The sequence below is a fragment of the Noviherbaspirillum malthae genome (genome assembly GCF_015352985.1).
Lineage (GTDB): Bacteria > Pseudomonadota > Gammaproteobacteria > Burkholderiales > Burkholderiaceae_D > Noviherbaspirillum > Noviherbaspirillum malthae.
Genome location: NZ_JACYXF010000004.1, coordinates 51,254 through 71,508, shown reverse-complemented (window position 1 = coordinate 71,508; position 20,255 = coordinate 51,254). Strand labels below are relative to the sequence as shown.

General features: G+C 60.8%; 19 protein-coding genes and 1 pseudogene. 10 read left to right on the top strand and 10 right to left on the bottom strand.

Annotated elements, in window-relative coordinates; translation table 11 throughout:
- Window positions 1-64 precede the first annotated feature (64 nt).
- Window positions 65-1,099, bottom strand: a complete 1,035-nt coding sequence (locus IGW03_RS08375) for a response regulator transcription factor (protein WP_228535235.1) — start codon at window positions 1,097-1,099, stop codon at window positions 65-67.
- A 228-nt stretch (window positions 1,100-1,327) separates the two neighbouring features.
- On the opposite strand from IGW03_RS08375, the gene IGW03_RS08370 reads away from it, so the two are divergent.
- From IGW03_RS08370 to IGW03_RS08355, 4 genes are all read left to right on the top strand, one after another.
- Window positions 1,328-2,287: an MBL fold metallo-hydrolase gene (locus IGW03_RS08370; protein WP_194722092.1), complete on the top strand. Its 960-nt coding sequence runs from the start codon at window positions 1,328-1,330 to the stop codon at window positions 2,285-2,287.
- A gap of 377 nt (window positions 2,288-2,664) precedes the next feature.
- Complete coding sequence (locus IGW03_RS08365; RefSeq protein ID WP_194722091.1) at window positions 2,665-3,642, top strand: Bug family tripartite tricarboxylate transporter substrate binding protein; 978 nt, start codon at window positions 2,665-2,667, stop codon at window positions 3,640-3,642.
- A 38-nt stretch (window positions 3,643-3,680) separates the two neighbouring features.
- Entirely contained in the window at window positions 3,681-5,342 is a 1,662-nt protein-coding gene (locus IGW03_RS08360) for an FAD-dependent oxidoreductase (protein ID WP_194722090.1), read from the top strand.
- A gap of 17 nt (window positions 5,343-5,359) precedes the next feature.
- A complete protein-coding gene (locus IGW03_RS08355) occupies window positions 5,360-5,551 on the top strand; it encodes a DUF2783 domain-containing protein (RefSeq protein ID WP_194722326.1) in 192 nt (63 codons plus the stop codon).
- 202 nt (window positions 5,552-5,753) lie between these two features.
- Here IGW03_RS08355 and IGW03_RS08350 read toward each other — a convergent pair whose 3' ends face one another.
- Entirely contained in the window at window positions 5,754-6,785 is a 1,032-nt protein-coding gene (locus IGW03_RS08350; RefSeq protein ID WP_194722089.1) for a GlxA family transcriptional regulator, read from the bottom strand.
- 48 nt (window positions 6,786-6,833) lie between these two features.
- Here IGW03_RS08350 and IGW03_RS08345 point away from each other — a divergent pair, with 48 nt between their 5' ends.
- Window positions 6,834-8,003: a DJ-1/PfpI family protein gene (locus IGW03_RS08345; RefSeq protein WP_194722088.1), complete on the top strand. Its 1,170-nt coding sequence runs from the start codon at window positions 6,834-6,836 to the stop codon at window positions 8,001-8,003.
- Between the two features lie 57 nt (window positions 8,004-8,060).
- Here IGW03_RS08345 and IGW03_RS08340 read toward each other — a convergent pair whose 3' ends face one another.
- The 3 genes from IGW03_RS08340 to IGW03_RS08330 form a co-directional block, all read right to left on the bottom strand.
- A complete protein-coding gene (locus IGW03_RS08340) occupies window positions 8,061-8,462 on the bottom strand; it encodes a cupin domain-containing protein (protein WP_194722087.1) in 402 nt (133 codons plus the stop codon).
- A gap of 104 nt (window positions 8,463-8,566) precedes the next feature.
- Window positions 8,567-9,046: a carboxymuconolactone decarboxylase family protein gene (locus tag IGW03_RS08335; protein ID WP_194722086.1), complete on the bottom strand. Its 480-nt coding sequence runs from the start codon at window positions 9,044-9,046 to the stop codon at window positions 8,567-8,569.
- A gap of 63 nt (window positions 9,047-9,109) precedes the next feature.
- Window positions 9,110-9,862, bottom strand: coding sequence for an SDR family oxidoreductase (locus IGW03_RS08330; RefSeq protein ID WP_194722085.1), 753 nt, complete (start codon window positions 9,860-9,862; stop codon window positions 9,110-9,112).
- Between the two features lie 213 nt (window positions 9,863-10,075).
- On the opposite strand from IGW03_RS08330, the gene IGW03_RS08325 reads away from it, so the two are divergent.
- Complete coding sequence (locus IGW03_RS08325; protein ID WP_194722084.1) at window positions 10,076-11,659, top strand: winged helix-turn-helix domain-containing protein; 1,584 nt, start codon at window positions 10,076-10,078, stop codon at window positions 11,657-11,659.
- 172 nt (window positions 11,660-11,831) lie between these two features.
- Here IGW03_RS08325 and IGW03_RS08320 read toward each other — a convergent pair whose 3' ends face one another.
- The 3 genes from IGW03_RS08320 to IGW03_RS08310 are packed head-to-tail and all read right to left on the bottom strand — an operon-like array spanning window position 11,832 to window position 14,554.
- Window positions 11,832-12,815 (bottom strand): Bug family tripartite tricarboxylate transporter substrate binding protein, encoded by a 984-nt coding sequence (locus IGW03_RS08320; RefSeq protein ID WP_194722083.1) that lies wholly within the window; start codon window positions 12,813-12,815, stop codon window positions 11,832-11,834.
- Between the two features lie 45 nt (window positions 12,816-12,860).
- Complete coding sequence (locus IGW03_RS08315; protein WP_194722082.1) at window positions 12,861-13,559, bottom strand: RraA family protein; 699 nt, start codon at window positions 13,557-13,559, stop codon at window positions 12,861-12,863.
- Window positions 13,556-14,554, bottom strand: coding sequence for a hydroxyacid dehydrogenase (locus IGW03_RS08310; protein ID WP_194722081.1), 999 nt, complete (start codon window positions 14,552-14,554; stop codon window positions 13,556-13,558). Before IGW03_RS08310 ends, IGW03_RS08315 begins: the two co-directional genes overlap by 4 nt.
- 105 nt (window positions 14,555-14,659) lie before the next feature.
- Here IGW03_RS08310 and IGW03_RS08305 point away from each other — a divergent pair, with 105 nt between their 5' ends.
- Window positions 14,660-15,568, top strand: a complete 909-nt coding sequence (locus tag IGW03_RS08305) for a LysR family transcriptional regulator (RefSeq protein WP_194722080.1) — start codon at window positions 14,660-14,662, stop codon at window positions 15,566-15,568.
- Between the two features lie 298 nt (window positions 15,569-15,866).
- Here the strand turns inward: IGW03_RS08305 and IGW03_RS08300 are convergent, their stop codons facing one another.
- Both IGW03_RS08300 and IGW03_RS38855 read right to left on the bottom strand, forming a co-directional pair.
- Complete coding sequence (locus tag IGW03_RS08300; protein ID WP_323744948.1) at window positions 15,867-16,499, bottom strand: LysR substrate-binding domain-containing protein; 633 nt, start codon at window positions 16,497-16,499, stop codon at window positions 15,867-15,869.
- Between the two features lie 168 nt (window positions 16,500-16,667).
- Window positions 16,668-16,796, bottom strand: a pseudogene (locus IGW03_RS38855) (helix-turn-helix domain-containing protein); the annotation flags it as partial.
- A 42-nt stretch (window positions 16,797-16,838) separates the two neighbouring features.
- Between IGW03_RS38855 and IGW03_RS08295 the strand changes: the two are divergent.
- The 3 genes from IGW03_RS08295 to IGW03_RS08285 all read left to right on the top strand — a co-directional run bounded on the left by IGW03_RS08295 (window position 16,839) and on the right by IGW03_RS08285 (window position 20,099).
- Window positions 16,839-18,011 carry a 4-oxalomesaconate tautomerase gene (locus tag IGW03_RS08295; protein WP_323744943.1) on the top strand — a complete coding sequence of 391 codons (1,173 nt, stop codon included), beginning with the start codon at window positions 16,839-16,841 and terminating at the stop codon, window positions 18,009-18,011.
- 78 nt (window positions 18,012-18,089) lie between these two features.
- The gene (locus tag IGW03_RS08290; RefSeq protein WP_194722077.1) at window positions 18,090-19,070 is read left to right on the top strand and encodes a tripartite tricarboxylate transporter substrate binding protein; all 981 of its coding nucleotides are present in this window, start codon (window positions 18,090-18,092) and stop codon (window positions 19,068-19,070) included.
- Between the two features lie 39 nt (window positions 19,071-19,109).
- Window positions 19,110-20,099, top strand: coding sequence for a porin (locus IGW03_RS08285; protein ID WP_194722076.1), 990 nt, complete (start codon window positions 19,110-19,112; stop codon window positions 20,097-20,099).
- The last annotated feature ends 156 nt before the right edge of the window (window positions 20,100-20,255 follow it).

Here is a 20,255-nt window from a genome sequence, read left to right as displayed (position 1 = left end):
AGGCCTGGTCTGCAACGAAGTTTGGACCCGCCGGGCCAAACGGTCAGCACGAGTGCACAACGCTTCAGTGCGCCGCGACCGCAATGCGATGTATCAGTTCGGATCGGTTCGTCACGCCGAATTTCGAGAAGCTGCGTGTCATGTGGGTGCGCACGGTAGGAAAGGCAATAGACAGCGCTCTTGCAATTTCCTTGTCGGTATAGCCTCGCAATACCAGCGCGCAGACATCGGCTTCGCGCCGGGTGAGACCGAAATGTTCGCTTAGCTGCGCCGCCGATGGCGTAGCCGGGGACGGCTTGCCGGGAACCAGCTGTACCAGATGAAGATCGCCTTGAAGCATGCCGGTCTTCGCCACAGCAATGCGGAACTCATTCCAGGACTCGATGGACTCTTCCTGCGGGAGCTTGCGCAGCAGGGCGGACAAGGCGGCGCTCTGCTCCGGACCCAGTTGGTCCGCCAGTCGTGCCGCGCTGATGTTGCGGTCGATTTCACAGCCTGAGCCATCGATGATGAAGCCAGGATGCGGGTTGTTCATCCATAGCTCGCGCCAGCATTTCATGTCGGTTCGCGCCTGCTTCAATTCGGACTGCCTGCGCAGCGCAGTGATCATGTGCGGTTTCAGCATCTCGAGCAGGGCCACTTCCCTCGTGCTGAACTCCGGGCGTCCGCGCCCGCGCCATATCCTCAGGTCGCCGACATGGCGTCCGCCGTCGAAGAGGTGCAGGTCCAGGCCATGGTGCATGCCGGCCGCCATCAGGAAATCATTAAAGAATTCCGTGCGCTCCAGTTGCCGTTGACTGATCACCTGTGATACCGGCGTGGCCTGCGTGCGCAGCCGCATGCCGGGCGAAATCGGATCGCGGTATTGAAAATATTCCTCGTAGCGCCGCAAGTGGGATCCAGCAATGTTGAGCGCCACGCAGTCTCCGAAAGCATCCGCTTCCCGGTTCCAGACATAGGAGGCGAGATGGTCGGCCTGCATCAGGTCAAGCAGGCCGGTGGAAATATCCTCGCGGGAGCCGCGTGAGGACTCCGCCTGGTTCAGCCTGCCGACGATCTCGAGCAAGGCACTGAATTCGTGCTGTGTGGGGGCGTACATGATGATTACGTGCCTTTCCGCTGCATGCTTCCATTGTTTCCTGTCAATGTCGGCCACATGGTGTACCCGGAACCTGGACAGGAAAAAGGCGGTTTGGGAATATCAACAATTTTGATGATATCAAATGCGTTTGTAAAGGTAGAAAATGCATCTCATCCAGTTGCAGCCATGCTTTTCGCTTTCGGTACGCAAATTCATTGCTGCAAACCAACTTTCGAGGATGAGCTTATGACCAGGAAATTCGCTTCACAGGCCGATGTTGCAGAAAAGAAGACCAGCTTCGTCAAGCTGTCCGACAACGCCTATGCCTACACCGCCGAGGGCGATCCCAACTCCGGCGTCATCATCGGCGACGACAGCGTCATGGTCATTGACACCACCGCCACGCCCATCATGGCGCAGTCGCTCATCAAGCACATTCGCGAAGTCACCGACCTGCCCATCAAGTACGTGGTGCTGTCGCACTACCATGCAGTGCGCGTGCTCGGCGCCTCGGCTTACTTCAAGGAAGGCGCCGAGCAGATCATCGCCTCGCGCGGCACCCATGAACTGATCGTCGAGCGCGGCGAGCACGACATGAAGTCCGAGATCGAGCGCTTCCCCCGCCTGTTCGCCGGCGTGGAGTCGGTGCCCGGCCTGTCCTGGCCGACCATGGTGTTCGAGAAGGAAATGACGATCTTCATGGGCAAGCTGGAAGTCAGGCTCATGCACATCGGCATGGGGCACACCAAGGGCGACACCATTGCCTGGATCCCGTCGCAGAAGATCTGCTTCTCGGGCGACCTGGTCGAGTACGAGGCAGCCGCTTATACCGGCGACGCGCAACTGGAGGAATGGCCGCAGACGCTGGAAGCCTTGCGTGCGATGGGTGCCGAGAAGCTGGTGCCGGGGCGCGGACCGGCGCTGATGAATCTGGAAGAGGTCAACAAGGGCATCGACTATACGAAGGACTTTGTGACCACGCTGCTGGCCTGCGCGAAGGAAGCGGTGGCCGAGGGCAAGGACCTGAAGGCGGCGATGGCGCATGCGCGCAGCAGGATGGATCCGAAGTTCGGGCATGTGTTCATCTATGAGCACTGCTTGCCGTTTGACGTGACGCGGGCGGTGGATGAGGCCAGCGGAATCAAGCATCCGCGGATCTGGACTGCGGAGAGGGACAAGGAGATGTGGCACGCGCTGCAGGATTGAGCGGGTTTGGTGAGGGTCTTCATATTGCGGCTGCAGATTCGGAGCAGCCCGCACACATAAAGAACACTCCTCCCCTTTCAAGGGGGAGGTTGGGAGGGGGATGGGTTTAGCTACGTGCGTTTGAAACCCATCTCCCTCCCAACCCTCCACCTCGCCGCTTGCAAGCGGCTCCGACTTTGCAGGCGCAACGCAGTGCGTTGCGAAACCCCTGCTACGTCCACCTCGCCGCTTGCAAGCGGCTCCGACTCTGCAGGCGCAACGCATGCGTTGCGTCAAGCGAATCGTGAGTGCAGCGATTTAAAGAACGCCGCAAACAACATTCAATCAATGCGTATGCAATAAACAAACCAACCCCAATTCAAGCAAAGGAGATAAAGATGAAACAGGCATTTTTCCTGCGCCGCAGCTTGCTCAAGGCGGCATGCTCGGCCTTCGCCCTGCTGCCCATGATCACGCTGGCCGACAGCAAGCCGATCGAATGGGTCGTCGGATACGCCGCCGGCGGCGGATCGGATGTGGTCGCTCGCACGGTCGCTGCCCAGATGTCACAATCGCTCGGCCGCTCCATCGTCATCAACAACAAGCCGGGCGCCGCGACGAATCTCGCTGCCGGCTATGTCGCCAAGTCGAAGGACACCGGCAACGTGATGCTGACGGCAGACTTCGCCACGCTGGCGGCCAACCCCGCGCTGTTCAGCAAGCTCCCCTACGATCCCGAAAAGGATTTCAAGCCGGTCGGACTGCTGGCCCGTTTCCCCTTGTTTCTGGTGGTCGGCCCCAACGTGCAGGCGAAGAACTTCAAGGAATTTGCCGCTTGGGTCAAGTCCAATCCCGAAGGCGCCAGCTATGCGTCGGCCGGCATCGGCAGCCCGCATCATCTGGCAGGGGAGCTGCTGCGCGAACGCACCGGACTGAAAATGCAGCACATCTCCTACCGCGGCGCGGCGCCCGCGGTGCAGGACCTGATCGGCGGCCAGATCCCGTTCGGCCTGATGGACAGCGCCAGCGTCCAGCAATACATTGCAAACGGAAAACTGCGCGCCATCGGCGTGGCCAGTCCCAAGCGCCTTCCCGCCTTTCCCGATGTGCCGACGCTGGCGGAGCAGGGCGTGACCGACTTCGAAGCCTATGCATGGCAGGGGCTGGTGGTGCCGGCCGACACGCCGGCGCCCGCCGTCGCGGAATTGGCGAAGGCCCTGCAGGCCGCATTGACTTCCGGTGCCGTGAAGGAACGCTTCCAGAGCCTGTCGCTGGAAGCCATGCCCGGCACGCCCGAGCAGATGGCGACATATGCACGCAGCGAGCGCGAGCGCTGGGGCAAGCTGATCCGGGCCAGCGGCATCAAGCTCGATTGATTGACGCGACATTCAACAGCTCAAGAAGGCGTACCACCATGGAACAGGATTATCAGAAACTCGAACTGGAATATCGTCCTCCTTCGGCATCCGACAGGATTCACCCAGTCATCGTCGTCGGCGCGGGGCCGGTCGGCCTGTCGGCGGCCGTCGATCTGGCACGGCAAGGCGTGCCGACTATCCTGCTCGATGACGACAGCAAATTGTCGGTGGGCTCGCGCGCCATCTGCTTCGCCAAGCGCACGCTGGAAATCTTCGATCGTCTCGGCTGCGGCGAGCGCGTGGTCGAAAAAGGCATCAGCTGGAATCTCGGCAAGGTCTTTTTCCAGGACAAGCCTGTCTACAGCTTCAACCTGCTGCCGGAAGCCGGGCATCGCCGTCCCGCTTTCGTCAATCTCCAGCAATATTATGTCGAAGGCTTTCTCTACGAGCAGGCGCAGCGGGAAGCAGGACTTGATCTTCGCTGGAAAAGCCGGGTCGTCGGATTGACGCGGCATGAGGACTGCACCGAACTGCAAGTCGAAACGCCGGACGGACAGTACACCCTGCGCGCCGCCTATGTGATCGCGGCAGACGGCAGCCGCAGCGCGGTCCGCAATCTGATGGGACTGGAAAGCAAGGGACGCGTGTTCAAGGACCGCTTCCTGATCGCCGACATCAAGGTGAAGGCGGATTTTCCGGCGGAACGCTGGTTCTGGTTCGATCCTCCGTTCCATCCCAACCAGTCGGTGCTGCTGCACAAGCAGCCCGACAACGTCTGGCGCATCGATTTCCAGCTCGGCTGGGAGGCCGATCCCGTGGCGGAAAAAGAGCCGGAACGTGTCATTCGCCGCGTGCAGGCGCTGCTCGGCAAGGAAGTGGAGTTCGATCTGGAATGGGTGAGCATCTATACCTTTTCCTGCCTGCGCATGGACAAGTTCCGCCATGGGCGCGTACTGTTCGCCGGCGACGCAGCACATGGCGTATCGCCGTTCGGCGCGCGCGGCGCCAACAGCGGCGTGCAGGATGCGGACAACCTGATCTGGAAACTCAAGCTCGTCCTCGACGGCAAGGCGCCGGATGCCTTGCTCGATACCTATGGCGACGAACGGGAGGAAGCCGCCGATGAAAACATCCTGAATTCCACGCGAGCCACCGACTTCATCACGCCCAAGAGCAAGATCAGCCGCGTGTTCCGCGACGCGGTATTGTCATTATCCAGGGAACATGCATTTGCCCGCAGGATCGTCAACAGCGGCAGGCTTTCCGTGCCCACGACGTATCGCGGCACGCGTCTCAATACCGCGGACACCGATGCATTCAATGGCGCGATGCTGCCCGGCGCGCCATGCGCCGATGCGCCGGTCTCCGTGCAGGGGCGCGACGAATGGCTGCTGGCGCTGCTGGGCAACCGGTTCAATGGCCTGTACTTTGCCGGCGACGGACCATTGCCGGCGAAAGCAGTGGATGATCTGCAGACGCTGGCGCAGATGCGCATCCCGGTGCATTCCATCGTGGTGGTGCCTGCCGATGCACCGTTGCCGTCGATCGAAGGCCTTGCCGTGATTCGCGACGTGCAGGGCTTGTTGGCCCAACGCTTCGACGCAGCGCCGGGCACCTTCTACCTGCTGCGTCCTGACCAGCATGTCTGCGCACGCTGGAGAAGCCTGCATGCCGGCGCGGCGCGTACCGCAGTGCTGAGCGCGACCTGCAATGTTTGAGGAAAGAGGAAATGACGATGCAACTGATCACCGAACCGAATCTGCCGCTTGCCGATGATTTTTACCAGGCACTGATAGACATGCACCAGGGGTTGAACGACGAGCAGAGCCAGGCGGTGAATGCCAGACTGATTCTGCTGCTGTCGAATCATGTCGGCGATTTGTCCATCCTGAAGCAGGCGATGGAGATCGCCAGGGCGGCGGAGTAAGCGCAGCGCCATGGCGAATGGAGCAGCGTCCGGCCAATATCGCTAGAGCGCTTTCGGGTTGACTGGACTCGGCAAGGCCGAAGTGATTTGCCTGCGGAACAAGGCGTGGTGACGCGACATGGCGGGGCCATGGCAAGGAGACACAACGCGGTGCCGCTGGCAAATCGACCGGCATTGACAGTACAGTCAACCTGAAAGCGCTCTAGACCGCTCCGGTCGGCCGTATTCCTGAGTCGGCATCCGGCCGGCGCCCGCGATAAGCCTGCGGCGTAACGCCATGCTGCCGTACGAAGGCACGCTGCATCGCATCGACCGACCGGAAACCGCTGCGGCTTGCGATCCTGTCCTGAGTCCAGCGGGTGCGCCGCAGCAGTTGTGCCGCCGCATCTACACGGCTGCGCTCGACGAAGCGGGCCGGGGTGCAGCCGGCCTCGGACGCGAAGGCGCGCGCGAAATGCCTCGGGCTCATCTGCACGCGCTCTGCCAGGGCGTCGACGCTCAGATCTTCCTGCAGATGCGTTCCCATCCATGCAATCAGTTCGCGCAGCCGGTGGCCGGCCGCTTGCTGCGCCTGCAGCGCCTGGCTCAGCTGCGGCTGCTCCGCCCCGCGCAGCATCGGCAGCGCGAGCGTGCGCGCGATATCCATTGCAACCGCATGGCCAAGATCATCCTCGACCAGCGCCAGCGCAAGCTCGATGCTCGTCGTCACGCCTGCCGACGTCCACACCGAGCCGTCGTGCACATAGATCCGCTCGCGCTGCACATTTACCTGGGGCCGAAGCTTCTGGAGCAAATCCAGCGCGCGCCAGTGCGTCGTGGCATCGCGGCCGTCAAGCAGGCCGGCTGCGGCCAGGGCGAACGCACCGGTGCATACACTGGCGACCCGTCGCGTACGCGGCGCGGCCTCCGAGAGCCAGCTTCCCACGCCTTGTTCGATGATGGCTGCGCGCAGCGGCGCTTCATCGCCGCCGACCACAATGAGGGTGTCGACCACGGCCGGCAGAAGCTGCAGCATGCAGGTGCCGGCGATGCTCAGACCTGCATTCGTTTTCACGCTCCCGCCCGCCGGCGAGGCAATGTGCAGGCGATAGGTGCCGGGATGCAGCTGCTCGGCCTTGCTGAAGACGCTGGCAGGACCGGCAATGTCGATCGCCTCCGCGCCGTCGAATGCAACGATCACAATATCCTTGGCAGAAACCGCGGCTTCTTCGTCATTGTTCGGCAGGATGGGCATTTGTAGACTGGTAACTCATTCGACAGAAGACGGAAAGGAGCGCAAGCCATGAGAACCTACTATAAATCAGAATGGATCGGCGCCGCCAACGCATGTCGTGCATTGATTGCGGCAATGATTGCTGCACTTGCGTTGACGGCCTGCAAGGCTGGCGTGCCGCCGCCGCTGGCACCTGCCGATCCGGTAACCAGCGAGCGGCAGGCGCAGGCTTTCATCGAAGCATTGAAGCCGCATCGCCCCGGCAGGCCGGTCATTGCGGTGCTCGCGCTCAACGAGGGTACAGAGACCACCGATTTCCTGCTGACGCATGGTCTGCTAGCCCGCTCTGATATTGCCGATGTACAAGCCGTAGCGCCGCGCCAAGGCCGCGTTGCACTGTATCCGGCGCTGCAGGTCGAAAACGTCCAGGATATTGCCGGCTTTGACCGCAAGCATCCATCAGGCGCCGACTATGTCATCGTTCCGGCAATGCACGACGATAACGATCCCCGCATCACAGGATGGCTCCGGCAGCAGGTCGGCAAGGGGGCGCGAATCATCGGTGTCTGCGCCGGCGGCCTGGTGCTGGGGCAGGCGGGCCTGCTCGACGGGCATCGCTTCGCGAGCCACTGGTATTACCGCAGTACGTTGGCGGAGCGCCATCCCGGCGCGACTTACGTGCCGCACCAGCGCTACGTGGTCGACCGCGGCGTTGCCACCACCACCGGCATTACGGCATCCATACCGGCCATGCTTGCACTCGTTGAAGCGATCGGCGGCAGGGAAAAGGCGAAAACCCTCGCGGCTGAGCTGGGCGTGTCTTCCTGGAACCCGGCGCACGACAGTTCTCGGTTCGGTCTCGATGCCGGCCGGGCATGGACCTATATGGTGAACAAGGCGGCGTTCTGGCGTCATGAACGGTGGAGCATGGATGTGCGGGACGGCATGGATGACATCGCCCTTGCGCTGGCCGCAGACGCCTGGGCGCGTACCGGGCGCGTCACCGTGGATGCCGTCTCGGCTTCCGGCCCGGTGAGGCTGCGCAGCGGATTGGTCCTTGCGGCGCATCCTGCCGCCGAGGCTGCTCCTCACGTGCCGATGGCAACGGAACTCAAGCCCCTGCAGCAGCTCGACCGTGGCTTGTGCGAGATCGGCCAGCGCTTTGGCGCCGCACAGCGCGAATGGGTCATGCTGGAGATGGAATATCCCGGTCCCGCGGCCGATTGCGCATTCGGGTGATGCAGACACCGGTGCCATCTCACATATCGGCCTGCCGTTGGCCTTGTACCGCTTGCATCACTGCACCGGCGTCAGGATCGGTTCGTCACGGTTCTTCAGCAGGAAGACCACGAACCTTGCGGGCTTGGTAAGGCTTGCATTGCGCCCGACGGTATGTACATCGTTGGGGCCTTCGTAGAATGTCTGGCCGGGCGTCAGCGTCACGGATTCGCCGCCGCGTACACCCATCACAATCGAGCCTTCCAGCACGTAGATGAATCCGTGCGCATTGTGACGATGCACGGGATCTGCGCCGCCCGGCGCATACTCCACCGTGATTGCCGTGACTTCCTTGCCGGGATAGTCGGCCAGCGCCTTGGCCATCAGCGGCGTCACTTTCACATCGGGCGTCAGCTGCTGTGCTCCGGCGGAGCCGGCCGCCATTAAAAGCAGCACGGCGAAGGGTTTGAAAATGTTCATGGACTGCTCCTTGCTGTCGAACCGCACGGTAAGGTCGCGGGTTAAGTTTCCGAGAAGTGCAGGCGATGCGGCGGCAATCCTTGTGCGGTCGCATCGCCGCCTGATCAGGCAAGCCCGGACTTGTCTATGCCGAATGCCTTGTCATAGGCGCCCGGCGCCACACGAACACCGACGTTCACCCGATTCCAGGCATTGATCGACATGATCTGGAACGTCAGGTCGGACAGTTCTTTCTCGGACAATTGAGAGCGGACGCGCTCATAGATTTCATCCGCCACGCCCTCGGCCGGAATCCGGGTCAGGACTTCGGCCCATGCCAGTGCCGCCCGTTCACGCGGACTGAACAGATTGGACTCGCGCCAGATGGCGACGTGATGCAGCCTGAGCGGGCGCTCTCCATGCATCGTGGCTTCCTTGACGTGCATGTCGACGCAGAAGGCGCAGCCATTGATCTGGGATGCCCGGATATCCACGAGGTCACGTATGGACGCCTCGATGGAAGACTGCCGGAGGGCAAGGCTGAACTCGACGAATTTCTTGAACAGCTCGGGGGATTGCTTCTGGTAATCGATGCGTTGGGTCATGATGAGTCATCCGTGTGAAAAATTCTGTTAGCCGGCCAAACCGGCCGATGAAAGAGGGGCTGCTTATTGCGCAGCCATGCGCTCGAGCCAGTCGTGGAAGCGCGTCGGACTGATGCGCGCACTGCCGCTTGTGACGAGAGACCGGTCATCCAGTTCGCTGCCGAAGTAGCGTGCATGCACGTCGGCAATGACCTGCCTCTTGTCGCTGCGCATGGCAAGAAACCGACGTGCAATATCGTCGAGCGGAAAGCGCTCGGGACCGCCCACTTCGAGCGTGCCGTTCACCGGTGTGCCGACCGCGATGTCGGCCAAAGCCGCCGATACGTCATCCGCCGAAATCGGCTGGATGAGGGCGGGCGACAGTCGAATCGTTCCGCCGTCGTCGGCCGAGTTGATGATGCCTTCCATGAACTCGAAGAACTGGGTTGCGCGGAGAATGGTGTAGGGAATCTTCGACGCCTTGATCAGGTTTTCCTGGGCGAGCTTGGCCCGAAAGTAACCATTGTCCGGAAGACGGTCGGTGCCGACGATGGAGAGCGCGACATGGTGCTTGACGCCGGCTGCCGCCTCGGCGGCAAGAAGATGTCTACCGGAGGTTTCGAAGAATTCCAGTACGGCCCTGTCTTCGAACGAAGGAGAGTTCGCCACGTCGACGACGACCTGCGCACCGGCAAGCGCTTCGCCCAGCCCTTCGCCGCTAACGGTGTTCACGCCGGTGCTCGGCGAGGCCGCCAGGGTCTCATGACCATCGCGGCGTAGCCGGTTTACAATGTTCGAACCGATCAGGCCGCTGCCGCCAATAACAACAATCTTCATGTTCCGCTCCTTGATTCAGTGTCTATCATCTTCAGTACTGCGATCGATGGATGCAGTGTGCGGCGTCGGCCGGCGGAAAACTTTGCCGATATCTTGAGTTTTCATTGGATTTGGTTTGGATATGCTTTCAGAAACCCTTGCCGTCCAGCGGGAAGTTCCGCCTGGAACGCTTGCGGGGTATGCCGCCAATACATCCGCAACAGGGAGCCATGAATGCACTTAGTGTTTGAGGATTGCGTGCTCGACCTGGACCGGCGCGAGCTTCTTCGGGCATCCCGGATTATCGCAACCGCGCCCCAGGTTTTCGACCTGCTGGCCTATCTGGCGAAATGCCGCGAGCGCGTCGTCAGCAGGGACGAACTGATCGAGGCAGTCTGGTCCGGCCGTATCGTTTCCGAATCGACCCTGGCCAGCCATATCAATGCGGTGCGCAAGGCGGTAGGCGACAACGGCGAGCAGCAGCGGGTGATTCGCACCATCGCCCGCAAGGGATTCCGGTTTGCGGCCGACGTCAGGGAAGTCAAGCCATCGGATGAAATCGGCTCCTCCGGCAGCCTGTCCGCTGCATCGGGCCAGGTTCCCGCATCCATGACGGCCTTGCCGGCCAAACCGTCGATTGCCGTATTGCCGTTCGTGAACCTGAGCGGCGACAGGGAGCAGGACTACCTTGCGGACGGCGTGGTGGAGGACATCATTGCAGCACTGTCTCAGTATCGCTGGCTGTTCGTCATCGCACGCAACTCAAGCTTCACCTACAAGGGGCGCGCGGTGGACATGAAACAGGTCGGCCGCGAACTGGGTGTACGCTATGTGCTGGAAGGCAGCTGGCGAGCCGCGAAAAATCGCGTGCGCATCACCGGCCAGCTGATCGATGCGGCGACCGGCGCGCATCACTGGGCAGGCCGCTTTGAAGGCGTGCTCGACGACATCTTCGACCTGCAGGACAAGATTGCCGAAAGCGTGGTCGGTGCCATCGTGCCGCAGCTCGAGCGGGCCGAGATCGAACGTGCGCGGGACAAGCCGACCGAAAGCCTCGATGCCTACGATTATTATCTGCGCGGCATGGCCAAATCCCATTTCGGAACCAAGGAGTGCATCGACGAAGCCTTGCCGCTCTTCCACAAAGCCATGGAGTTCGATGCCGGGTTCGCGTCAGCCTATGCGATGGCGGCATGGTGCCGCTGCTGGCAAAAGGTGAATGGCTGGCTGGCCGATCGCCCGCATGAGATTGCCGAAGGCATCCGGCTGGCGCGCCGGGCGGTAGAACTGGGCAAGGGCGATGCCGTCGCTCTCACGAGGAGCGGCCATGCGCTGGGACATCTTGCCGGCGATCTTCCGGGCGGCATCGCACTGGTGGACAAGGCGCTCGTGCTCAATCCGAATCTTGCATCGGCATGGTTCCTCGGCGGCTTCCTCAGACTCTGGCACGGTGAAACCGATGCGGCCATCGAGCATCTCACGCGCGCGATGAGCCTGAGTCCGCTCGACCCGGAGCTGTACCGGATGCAAGCCGGCATGGCGGCCGCGCATCTTTTCCTCGGGCGCTTCGATGCGGCGTCGTCGTGGGCCGAGAAAGCAGTCCGGGACTTGTCGAGTCTGCTGCTGGCGGTCGCCATCCTTGCCGCGAGCAATGCGCATGCGGGTCGGATTGCCGAAGCCAGGAGCGCAATGGAGAAACTGCGTCAGCTCGACCCCGCGCTGCGTCTTGCCGATATCGGGCAATGGCTGCCGATACACCGGCCGGAGAATCTCGCCATCTTGGTAGATGGCTTGCGCATTGCCGGCTTGCCGGAATAAGCTTGGGCCAGCCTTGCTCCGAGCCGTTTCTCGCGACTCGCTTGATGGCAGGCCGTCCCTCCGGGCAAGGACGGTCCGTCATCATCAGAGCATCTGCTGCCTTTTTCCCGGGGAATCTCGCGTGAATGAACTTGGAGGGAAGTCACTTCCCTTGCGAAGTCAATCACGCTTGTTACTCGAGCTTGATCCCCGCTTCGCGAATCAGGTTGCCCCACTTGGAGCGCTCGGCCTTGATGAGTGCATCGTAGTCCCTGGAGGAGCCGCCGAGCGGATCACTTCCTTCCGCGCTCAGCCTTTCGAGCACGTCGGGCTTCTTCAGCAAGAGATTGACCTCCTTGTTGATGCTCTCCACGATGGTCTGCGGCGTTCCGGCAGGCGCAACCAGTCCGGACCAGCTGACTGCCTCGAAACCGGGAAAGCCCGACTCGGCGAGCGTCGGAATGGCCGGCAGCGACTTGACCCGCTTAGCCGAAGTCACGGCAAGGGCGCGCAGCTTGCCGCCGGCTATCTGCGGAATCACCGCTTGCGTATTGCCAAAATAGAGATCTACCTGCCCGGACAGCAGGTCGATCATCGCGGGGCCCGCGCCCTTGTAGGGAACGTTCAGAAACTTGACCTGTGCCTTGCGCTCGAACAGTTCTCCTGCCAGGTGCCCGACCGTGCCGTTGCCCGCCAGCGCCACCTTCAATCCACCGTCCTTGTTTTCCTTTGCTGCCTTGATGAGGTCCGCCAGGCTCTTGTAAGGAGACTTGCTGGAGACGACGAGCACCTGAGCCTGCTCGGCAACCAGGGTGATCGGCGCAAAGTCCTTCGCCGGATCGAAAGGCAGTTTCGGATACAGCGACGGGTTGATGGCGAGATTGGACGTCTGGCCCATGCCGATGGTGTAACCGTCCGCAGCCGCCTTGGCGACCACATCCAGGCCGATATTGCCTCCCGCGCCCGGGCGGTTTTCCACCACGAAGATCCATCCTTTTTCCTTCGACAGCTTGTCCGCGATGGTGCGGCTCAAGGTGTCGGTGCCGCCACCGGGCGGGAAGGGCACAATCAGCTTGACCGGCTTGTCCGGCCATTTTTGCTCGGCGAATGCGATAGGGCTGCCAGCGGCTGCGATGACAAGGCCGCCGGCGGCGAGCATCCATTTGCGACGATTCATCTGTCTCTCCTTTTACTTATGTCGTGGATTGGCTTGGGATCAGTATCAGATGGGCAATCCTTTTTTGCGCAGGATGGCATCGAAGCGTTCCGGGTCCGAGCTGCCTTCGCGGTTGGCTGCGCGGATTGCCTCTTCCTTTTTCAGATGCGCGCGCGCCGCAGCCAGCAGGGAAGGGGCTTCCGATGCGGGAATGGCGATCACGCCGTCGGCGTCGCCGAGCACCAGGTCGCCCGGCTGCACCACTAGCCCGGCGCAGCACACTGGCACATTGATCTCCCCCGGACCTTCCTTGCTCGGACCGCGATGCGTATGGCCGCGTGCAAACACAGGAAGCCCGCCTTCGGCCCATTCGACGAGGTCCCGGATGGCGCCGTCGATGACCAGGCCGCCCAGCTTGCGGGTCAGTGCCGTCGTACGCATCAGCCCGCCCATCAATGCCTGGGTCAGGTCGCCGCCGCCGTCAATGACGAGCACATCGCCCGTCTGAACCATGGTCAGCGCCTTGTGAATCATGAGGTTGTCGCCGGGACGCACCCGGACCGTGAGCGCCGGACCGCACATCGTCAGGCCGATGTCGTCGTGGTATGTACGCAGGCCCATGGCGCCGATGCTGCGGCCCATGCAATCTCCTGCGACAGCGACGGGAATCTCCCGAAATGCCTCGATTACCTCGGCAGGCATGTTTTGCACGCGGGGATTGATGCAATAGCCCGGGGGCCACTGGATGCTGTCATCGATGGTCATGCTGTTCTTTCGTTGATAGTGGAAGCGGCCAGAACCTGGGGATTGACGCAGGAAGCGGAATCGATGCTTTCACCATCCAGCCAGCGCAGCACGTTATCGGCGGCTCCACTGGCCATCGCCGCAAGTGCATCGGGTGTCGAACCGCCGACATGCGGTGTCAGCACCACGTTCGCCAGGCGCAGCAGCGCACTGTCTGTGGGCAGCGGCTCGATTGCCATGGTGTCGAGGCCTGCGGCAAAGAGGCGGCGTGATTCGAGTGCGTCAATCAATGCGCCTTCGTCAATCACTTCGCCTCGCGCAGTGTTGATGACAATGGCGCCAGGGGGCAGCATCTGCAGCTGCGCTGCGCCGATCATCCCGCGCGTGCGTGCCGTCAGCGGCACATGCAGACTCAGTACATCGCATTGCGGAAGCAGCTCTTCGATCGACGATACGAGTTCCACCTGCGGAAAAGGATTCCGGCTGCCAAGGGCGGGATCGAAGGCCGCGACCCGCATGCCGAGCGCCAGGCAGACGCCGGCGACGCGCTGGCCGATCTGCCCGAAGCCGACCAGCCCAAGCGTGCGGCCTTGCAGCTGCAAGCCGTCCTGAGCGCGCGTCCATCTGCCGGCACGAAGTTCGCCATCCATCCAGGCGATCCTGCGCGCCGCCGAGAACATCAATCCCAGCGTCATTTCCGCTACCGACTGTGCGTTGGCACCGGGCGTGACAAAAACCGGAATACCGCGCGCTGTAGCTGCGGCTACATCGATGTTGCTCACACCTACGCCATGTTTGGAGATGACTTTCAGGGTCGGACAGGACGCGATGGCCTTGGCAGAGAGCGCTATGGTGCGTGAAATCACGGCATCGACCGGTTCCGTCGCCATGAGGGTATCGAGTTCTTCGGTGCTGTCGGCATCGTTGAGCAGCAGGACACGGCATTGCGCCTCTTCGAGGCGGCGCATGCCCGCCGGCGCCAGCTTGGATGCGGTAACGAGAATGGTATGTGGCATGGCAAGATCGAGGTCAGAGTCATTGGGGCAACACGCTGATTATTGACAATGCCATTCATGAAGTCTATTTTCTAATTTTCATGAACCTATAACTGGCATTCATCTATGGATTTGCGCGACCTGCACTACTTCGAGACCATTGCGGAGACGGGGCACCTTGGATCGGCGGCAGAAAAACTGTTCCGCACGCAGCCGGCGCTGAGCAAATGCATCGACCGCCTCGAAGCCGAACTCGGCACCGAGCTGTTTCAAAGGGAGGGAAGGCGCCTGCGCCTGACGCCGGTCGGAGAAGTGCTGCTGTCACGTGCCCGCGTACTGCGGCGCACGATGGAGGAAGCGACCCGCGAGGTCAGCGACTTTGCAAAAGGCGTAATGGGCAACGTGCGTGTCGGCAGCGCTGCCACCGCAGCGGAATACTTGCTGCCCGAGGCGTGCAGCGAACTGCTGACGCAGGCACCCGGCGTCACGGTGGACCTGGTCATCGGAATGAACGACGTGCTGCGCGAGGCGCTGCGCACGGGCCAGCTTGATATCGTCGTGGGGCCCTTGTCGAAAAGGGAAAGGGAATTCATGTCATGGCCTATCGTCGATGACGAAGTCGTGGTCGTCGGTCGCCATCAACATCCCCTGTTCCGCAGCGGACGAATCAAGATGGCGGATTTATGTGACTACCAGTGGGTTCTACCCGCGAAGTCGGTTGCAACGAGGCAGTGGCTGGATCAGACATTCGCTGACCATCATCTTCCCCTACCGCGGGTACAGATCGCATCCAATTCGATATCGCTGCTGCCAAAGCTCATTGCACGTACCGACCTGCTGAGCTTCATATCCCGCAAGAACCTCGGCGCAGGCAATGTCGGAGCGCCGCTGCGCGAGGTCTCGGTGCCGCAAACCGAGATGAAGCGCTCGTTTGGCGTTCTGTGTCGAGCAGACGGGTATCTCTCTCCGGCCGCCCAATGTCTCCTTGATATATTCAAGAACATAACGACGCATTCAGGGACCGCATCGACATAGCTTCAATTTGCGGCGAACCAGCGTTCCAGCCACTCGAACTCCCGCAAAGGCTGGTCCGAGGAGACGCCAAGCAAACGCAAATATTCGTTCGTACGCTGTCATCGCCTCTCTGCAATCGGCACTCAAAGGAAGCGATGCCAGGCTCCTGGCCATAGCGTCTTCGAGCCGCATACCTTGACAATCCCGGCGAAAGCCGTCGGTGGTGATCAAGCCAGTATTGGAAGGCCAGGGCAACCGGGCTGTAACACCGCCAGCGGCACCTGTGGCGATCTCGTCGAGATCGGCGTTCTCGATGGCCTTACATTGATGACGACGACTTGCCGGTACGCTTGGTATGGGCGACCTTTCCGGCCTTGCGAATCAGATCGTATAAAGCTGCTGCTGCAGGCGAGAAGATTGCGTTTTTCCGGGAGAGTAGAACAAGCGTTCTGGCGACACGCGGCTGACTCAATTGAATGACGCGTATTCGCGGATAGGCATCGCGTTGCATTGCCAGCTGCGGCAGTACCGCGGCGCCCGCACCCTCGGCAACCAGGCCCAGCGCAGTCGACACCCTCTGCACCTCATACACGGACTGAAGCTGCAAATTCTCCATTCCAAATGCCTGGTCAAGAAGAGCGCGGTTGCCGCTGAACTGCCCAAGGAGTATCAGCGGATGCTTGTCCAGCTGCTTCCATGCGATCTCGCGACGGTTTGCGAACGGATGATCATCACGGCACACAAAGGTGAAATTGTCTTCGAGGAGGGGAACGCTCTCCAGTTCGGAATGGTGCGGGCCCGCGATGTTGATACCGAATTCGGCTTCCCGCTGCAGCACGGCGTTGGCAACGCCCGTCGAGCTGTGATCCAGGATCCTGATCCGGTTCTCCGGAAATGATGACGAGTATTCCTGAATCAGCTTGGGCAGAAACTGGATGCCGACGGTCGGCACGCACGCCATCGTCACGTTGCCGCGCTTCGATCTGCCGGTTTCCCTGATCTCGGCAAGCGAGCTCGCCAGTTCGTTCAGCAAGCGTCTGGCATGAGGAAGAAAGTCCTTGCCGGTACTGGTCAGCTCAACCGAACGGGTTGTTCTTTCCACCAGCTTGACTCCCAGGAATTCCTCGAGCGTGTGCATGCGCCGGGATACTGCTGTCTGGGTGATGTACAGGCTGTCCGCCGCAGCCTGGAAGCTGCCGTGATCGGAGATTGCGATGAATGCCTCGACGCCAAGCACATCTATCTTCATGATAAATACTCATTAATCGCCAACAATTGTTCATTTTACTTCATGGCCTCCCCGCGTCAAGATAACGTCAACTTCTCTGCTGCGGCGACGACCATGCAAACCAAAATTCCTTGCACCGTAATGCGTGCCGGTACCTCCAAGGGGCCGTTCTTCCTTGCATCCGATCTTCCTTCGGATGTTCGCCTGCGAAACTGCGTATTGCTGGCCGTCATGGGATCGCCGGACAAAAGGCAGATCGATGGAATAGGCGGCGGCGACAGCCTGACAAGCAAGGTGGCCATCGTAAGCAAATCCAATCGACCGGGCATCGATGTCGAATACCTGTTCGCGCAAGTGGGCACCGACAATGCAGTTGTCGATACCAGCCCCAACTGCGGAAACATGCTTGCCGGGGTAGGACCGTATGCCATCGACAAGCAATTGGTGAAGGCAACGTCGCCGACCACCACGGTAACCATCTATAACGTAAACACCGGCAAGGTCGTCGAAGCTACGGTACCGACTCCGAACGGTGAACTGACCTACGACGGCGATGTTCACATCGACGGCGTGCCGGGCAGCGGTGCAGGTATCGTGCTCATTTTCCTGGACGCCGCAGGGGCGAAAACCGGCAAACTCCTGCCGACGGGCAATGTTGTTGATATCGTGGATGACGTCATGGTTTCCTGCATCGATTACTCCACACCTATCGTCATGCTGGCCGCGCAGTCGGTCGGCAAGTCGGGTTACGAATCGAAGCAGGAACTGGATGGAGATGCCGATTTTCTCACCCGCCTGGAGCGCATCAGGAGAATGGCCGCGTTGAAGATGGGGCTTGGCGATGTGTCCGGCAAGGTGTTGCCCAAGATCGTGCTGCTGGCTCCGCCTGTAGCGGAAGGCAATATTACATCCCGGTATTTTGTGCCCTGGAATTGCCACGCTGCGCATGCGGTAACCGGTACGCTCTGCGTTGCTGCCGCATGCCACATTCCCGGCAGCGTTGCGTCGCAGCTGTTTCAGCCAAATGAACGGGACGCCGGCAAGGTGATCGTCGAACATCCCTCCGGCAAGATCGAAGCGGTCGTCAAGGTGACGCAGGAGATCGACCAGGCCGTTCCAACGATAGCAAGAGCGGGAATAGTACGCACCGCGAGGCCGCTCGTGGAAGGGATCGCGTACCTGCCCGGTTCGTTCGAGGGACTGGATCAGGATTCCTTGGTCGCGGAAACAGCTTAACTAACAGAACGATGAAGAACTTTTAAATCCATCGTCCTTCATCAATCCAATTCAATGCAGATGACAAGGAGACAGAACATGAAAAACATTCATTACAAATTTGTGATCCGCAGTGCCGCCGTGATTGCGCTCTCATCCCTGAGCCTGCTGGCAAGTGCGCAAGGCTATCCGAACCGTCCAATCACCATCGTCGTTCCCTATGCTGCCGGCGGCGGCACCGACAACGTTGCGCGGGAACTGGCAAAGCTGATGTCGGACAAGCTCGGCAGCCCGGTCATCATCGACAACCGCGGCGGCGCCGGCGGTGCGATCGGTTCCAAGCAGGTGAGCAAGGCAGACGCCGACGGCTACACGCTTCTGTTCGCAAGTTCTTCCTTCGTCACCCACGCGGCGTCGTATCCCAAGAATTCCTACGATGTGAACAAGGACTTCGCGCCCATTGCGATGGTGGGACGCGGCCCGATGATCGTGGTGGCGCACAAGGACGTCAAGGCAAAGACGATTCCACAATTGATTTCCGCAGCAAAGGCGAGACCGGATGAAATCGTGTTCAGCTCATCCGGGCCTGGAACGATTCTTCATCTCGCAGGGGAGCTGTTCAAGCTGAGAACCGGTACCCAGCTGACGCATGTTCCGTACAAGGGCAGCGGTCCTGCAATTACCGATCTTCTCACAGGCCGCACTCAGGTTGCCTTCACGACGGTGCCTGCAGTGATCCAGCATGTGAAGGCGGGCAAGCTGGAACTTCTGGCCGTCACAGGATCGAAGCGCTCTGCAATTTTCCCGAACGTGCCGACGGTGATGGAGGGCGGCGTGCCCGACTACAACATCACGACCTGGTGGGGCGTGCTCGCGCCGGCCGGCGTTCCTGCTCCGATCATATCGAAGCTCAATGCCTTGATCAATGAAGTGTCTTCGCAGGAGCCGCTGAAGACACGCCTGGTGAACGAGGGAGCTGAACCGGTCAATGCATCGCCGTCGGAATTCAAGTCGGTCCTGAACTCCGAATTGAATACATGGAAGGAAGTGGTGAAAGCTTCCAACATGTCACTGAACTGAATCGACAAGACTAACAACACGCGTAAAGGGAGAGGCGGGATGAATAACAAAACGTTGGCATGGATGCTGATGTCGATAGGTGCCATGGCCGGAACTGCACATGCGCAGAGCAATGCAACGATCTACGGCATCGTGGACACCGGGCTTGTGTTTGCGCGCGGTGCTCCGGCCGGATCGGCGACTAAGCTGGAGAGCGGTGTCTCCACCGGCAGCCGCATCGGCTTCCGCGGACGAGAAGACCTCGGGTCCGGAATGTCGGCGATCTTCACGCTTGAGACCGGTCTGCTCGCTGATACCGGCGCCTTTGACCAGGGCGGTCTGCTGTTCGGGCGGCAGGCTTTCGTCGGCTTGAACGGGGCCGCAGGGACCGTGACGCTGGGAAGGCAGTACACGCCGATCTATCAAACGCTGCTCATTGCCGACCCTTTCGGCAACAACTACGGGGGCGCATCAGGTCAGCTGATGTCGGGTGAAAAGGCCGGGACCCGCATGAACAACACGGTGATCTACACGACACCGACGTTCAACGGACTCAACGCGCAGGCGGCTTACGGCTTCGGGGAGGTCGCAGGCGATTCCTCACGGTCGCGCCAGACCGGCCTTGCGGCGGGTTACAGCGGCGGACCGCTGACTGTTCGCCTTGCCCATCACCAGACCAATAATGCGACCGCAACCGACCGTGCGAAGAACACTCTTCTGGTCGGCAAGTATGACTTTGGCGTTGCGGCGGCCAGCCTCGGCTACGGCATCAACAAGGGGCTGGGAACCATCGACAGCCGGGATGTGCTTGTGGGCGTGAGCGTGCCCTTTGGTCCGCACACCGTGATGGCAACCTACATCCGCAAGGACGATCGTTCGGCTGCAAACACTTTCGACGCACATCAGCATGCGGTGGCGTACAACTATGCCCTTTCCAAGCGCACGAGCTTGTATGCCGCTTACGCCAAGCTGAGCAATACGCGGTTCACGACGACGAAGTTCGGTGCCGGCGATAGTGAAGTCGACCTCGGTGTTCGCCATTCGTTCTAGTCGAAGGAACAGGCCCTCGGCCCAAGTTGCCTGCATTGCGCACGTCGGCCTGGGCAATGTTTGAAAAACCGGATGCAAGACATCGGCGCAAAACCGACGCCGTTGTCTTGCGGCCCTCACCGATCAAAAAAGAATCGGGAAATCCTCGCAAGTTTT

Bases quoted from the DNA above. Each gene is read 5' to 3' on its own strand.
- IGW03_RS08375 (WP_228535235.1), bottom strand. From the start codon at position 1,099: ATGTACGCCCCCACACAGCACGAATTCAGTGCCTTGCTCGAGATCGTC.
- IGW03_RS08370 (WP_194722092.1), top strand. From the start codon at position 1,328: ATGACCAGGAAATTCGCTTCACAGGCCGATGTTGCAGAAAAGAAGACC.
- IGW03_RS08365 (WP_194722091.1), top strand. From the start codon at position 2,665: ATGAAACAGGCATTTTTCCTGCGCCGCAGCTTGCTCAAGGCGGCATGC.
- IGW03_RS08360 (WP_194722090.1), top strand. From the start codon at position 3,681: ATGGAACAGGATTATCAGAAACTCGAACTGGAATATCGTCCTCCTTCG.
- IGW03_RS08355 (WP_194722326.1), top strand. From the start codon at position 5,360: ATGCAACTGATCACCGAACCGAATCTGCCGCTTGCCGATGATTTTTAC.
- IGW03_RS08350 (WP_194722089.1), bottom strand. From the start codon at position 6,785: ATGCCCATCCTGCCGAACAATGACGAAGAAGCCGCGGTTTCTGCCAAG.
- IGW03_RS08345 (WP_194722088.1), top strand. From the start codon at position 6,834: ATGAGAACCTACTATAAATCAGAATGGATCGGCGCCGCCAACGCATGT.
- IGW03_RS08340 (WP_194722087.1), bottom strand. From the start codon at position 8,462: ATGAACATTTTCAAACCCTTCGCCGTGCTGCTTTTAATGGCGGCCGGC.
- IGW03_RS08335 (WP_194722086.1), bottom strand. From the start codon at position 9,046: ATGACCCAACGCATCGATTACCAGAAGCAATCCCCCGAGCTGTTCAAG.
- IGW03_RS08330 (WP_194722085.1), bottom strand. From the start codon at position 9,862: ATGAAGATTGTTGTTATTGGCGGCAGCGGCCTGATCGGTTCGAACATT.
- IGW03_RS08325 (WP_194722084.1), top strand. From the start codon at position 10,076: ATGCACTTAGTGTTTGAGGATTGCGTGCTCGACCTGGACCGGCGCGAG.
- IGW03_RS08320 (WP_194722083.1), bottom strand. From the start codon at position 12,815: ATGAATCGTCGCAAATGGATGCTCGCCGCCGGCGGCCTTGTCATCGCA.
- IGW03_RS08315 (WP_194722082.1), bottom strand. From the start codon at position 13,559: ATGACCATCGATGACAGCATCCAGTGGCCCCCGGGCTATTGCATCAAT.
- IGW03_RS08310 (WP_194722081.1), bottom strand. From the start codon at position 14,554: ATGCCACATACCATTCTCGTTACCGCATCCAAGCTGGCGCCGGCGGGC.
- IGW03_RS08305 (WP_194722080.1), top strand. From the start codon at position 14,660: ATGGATTTGCGCGACCTGCACTACTTCGAGACCATTGCGGAGACGGGG.
- IGW03_RS08295 (WP_323744943.1), top strand. From the start codon at position 16,839: ATGGCCTCCCCGCGTCAAGATAACGTCAACTTCTCTGCTGCGGCGACG.
- IGW03_RS08290 (WP_194722077.1), top strand. From the start codon at position 18,090: ATGAAAAACATTCATTACAAATTTGTGATCCGCAGTGCCGCCGTGATT.
- IGW03_RS08285 (WP_194722076.1), top strand. From the start codon at position 19,110: ATGAATAACAAAACGTTGGCATGGATGCTGATGTCGATAGGTGCCATG.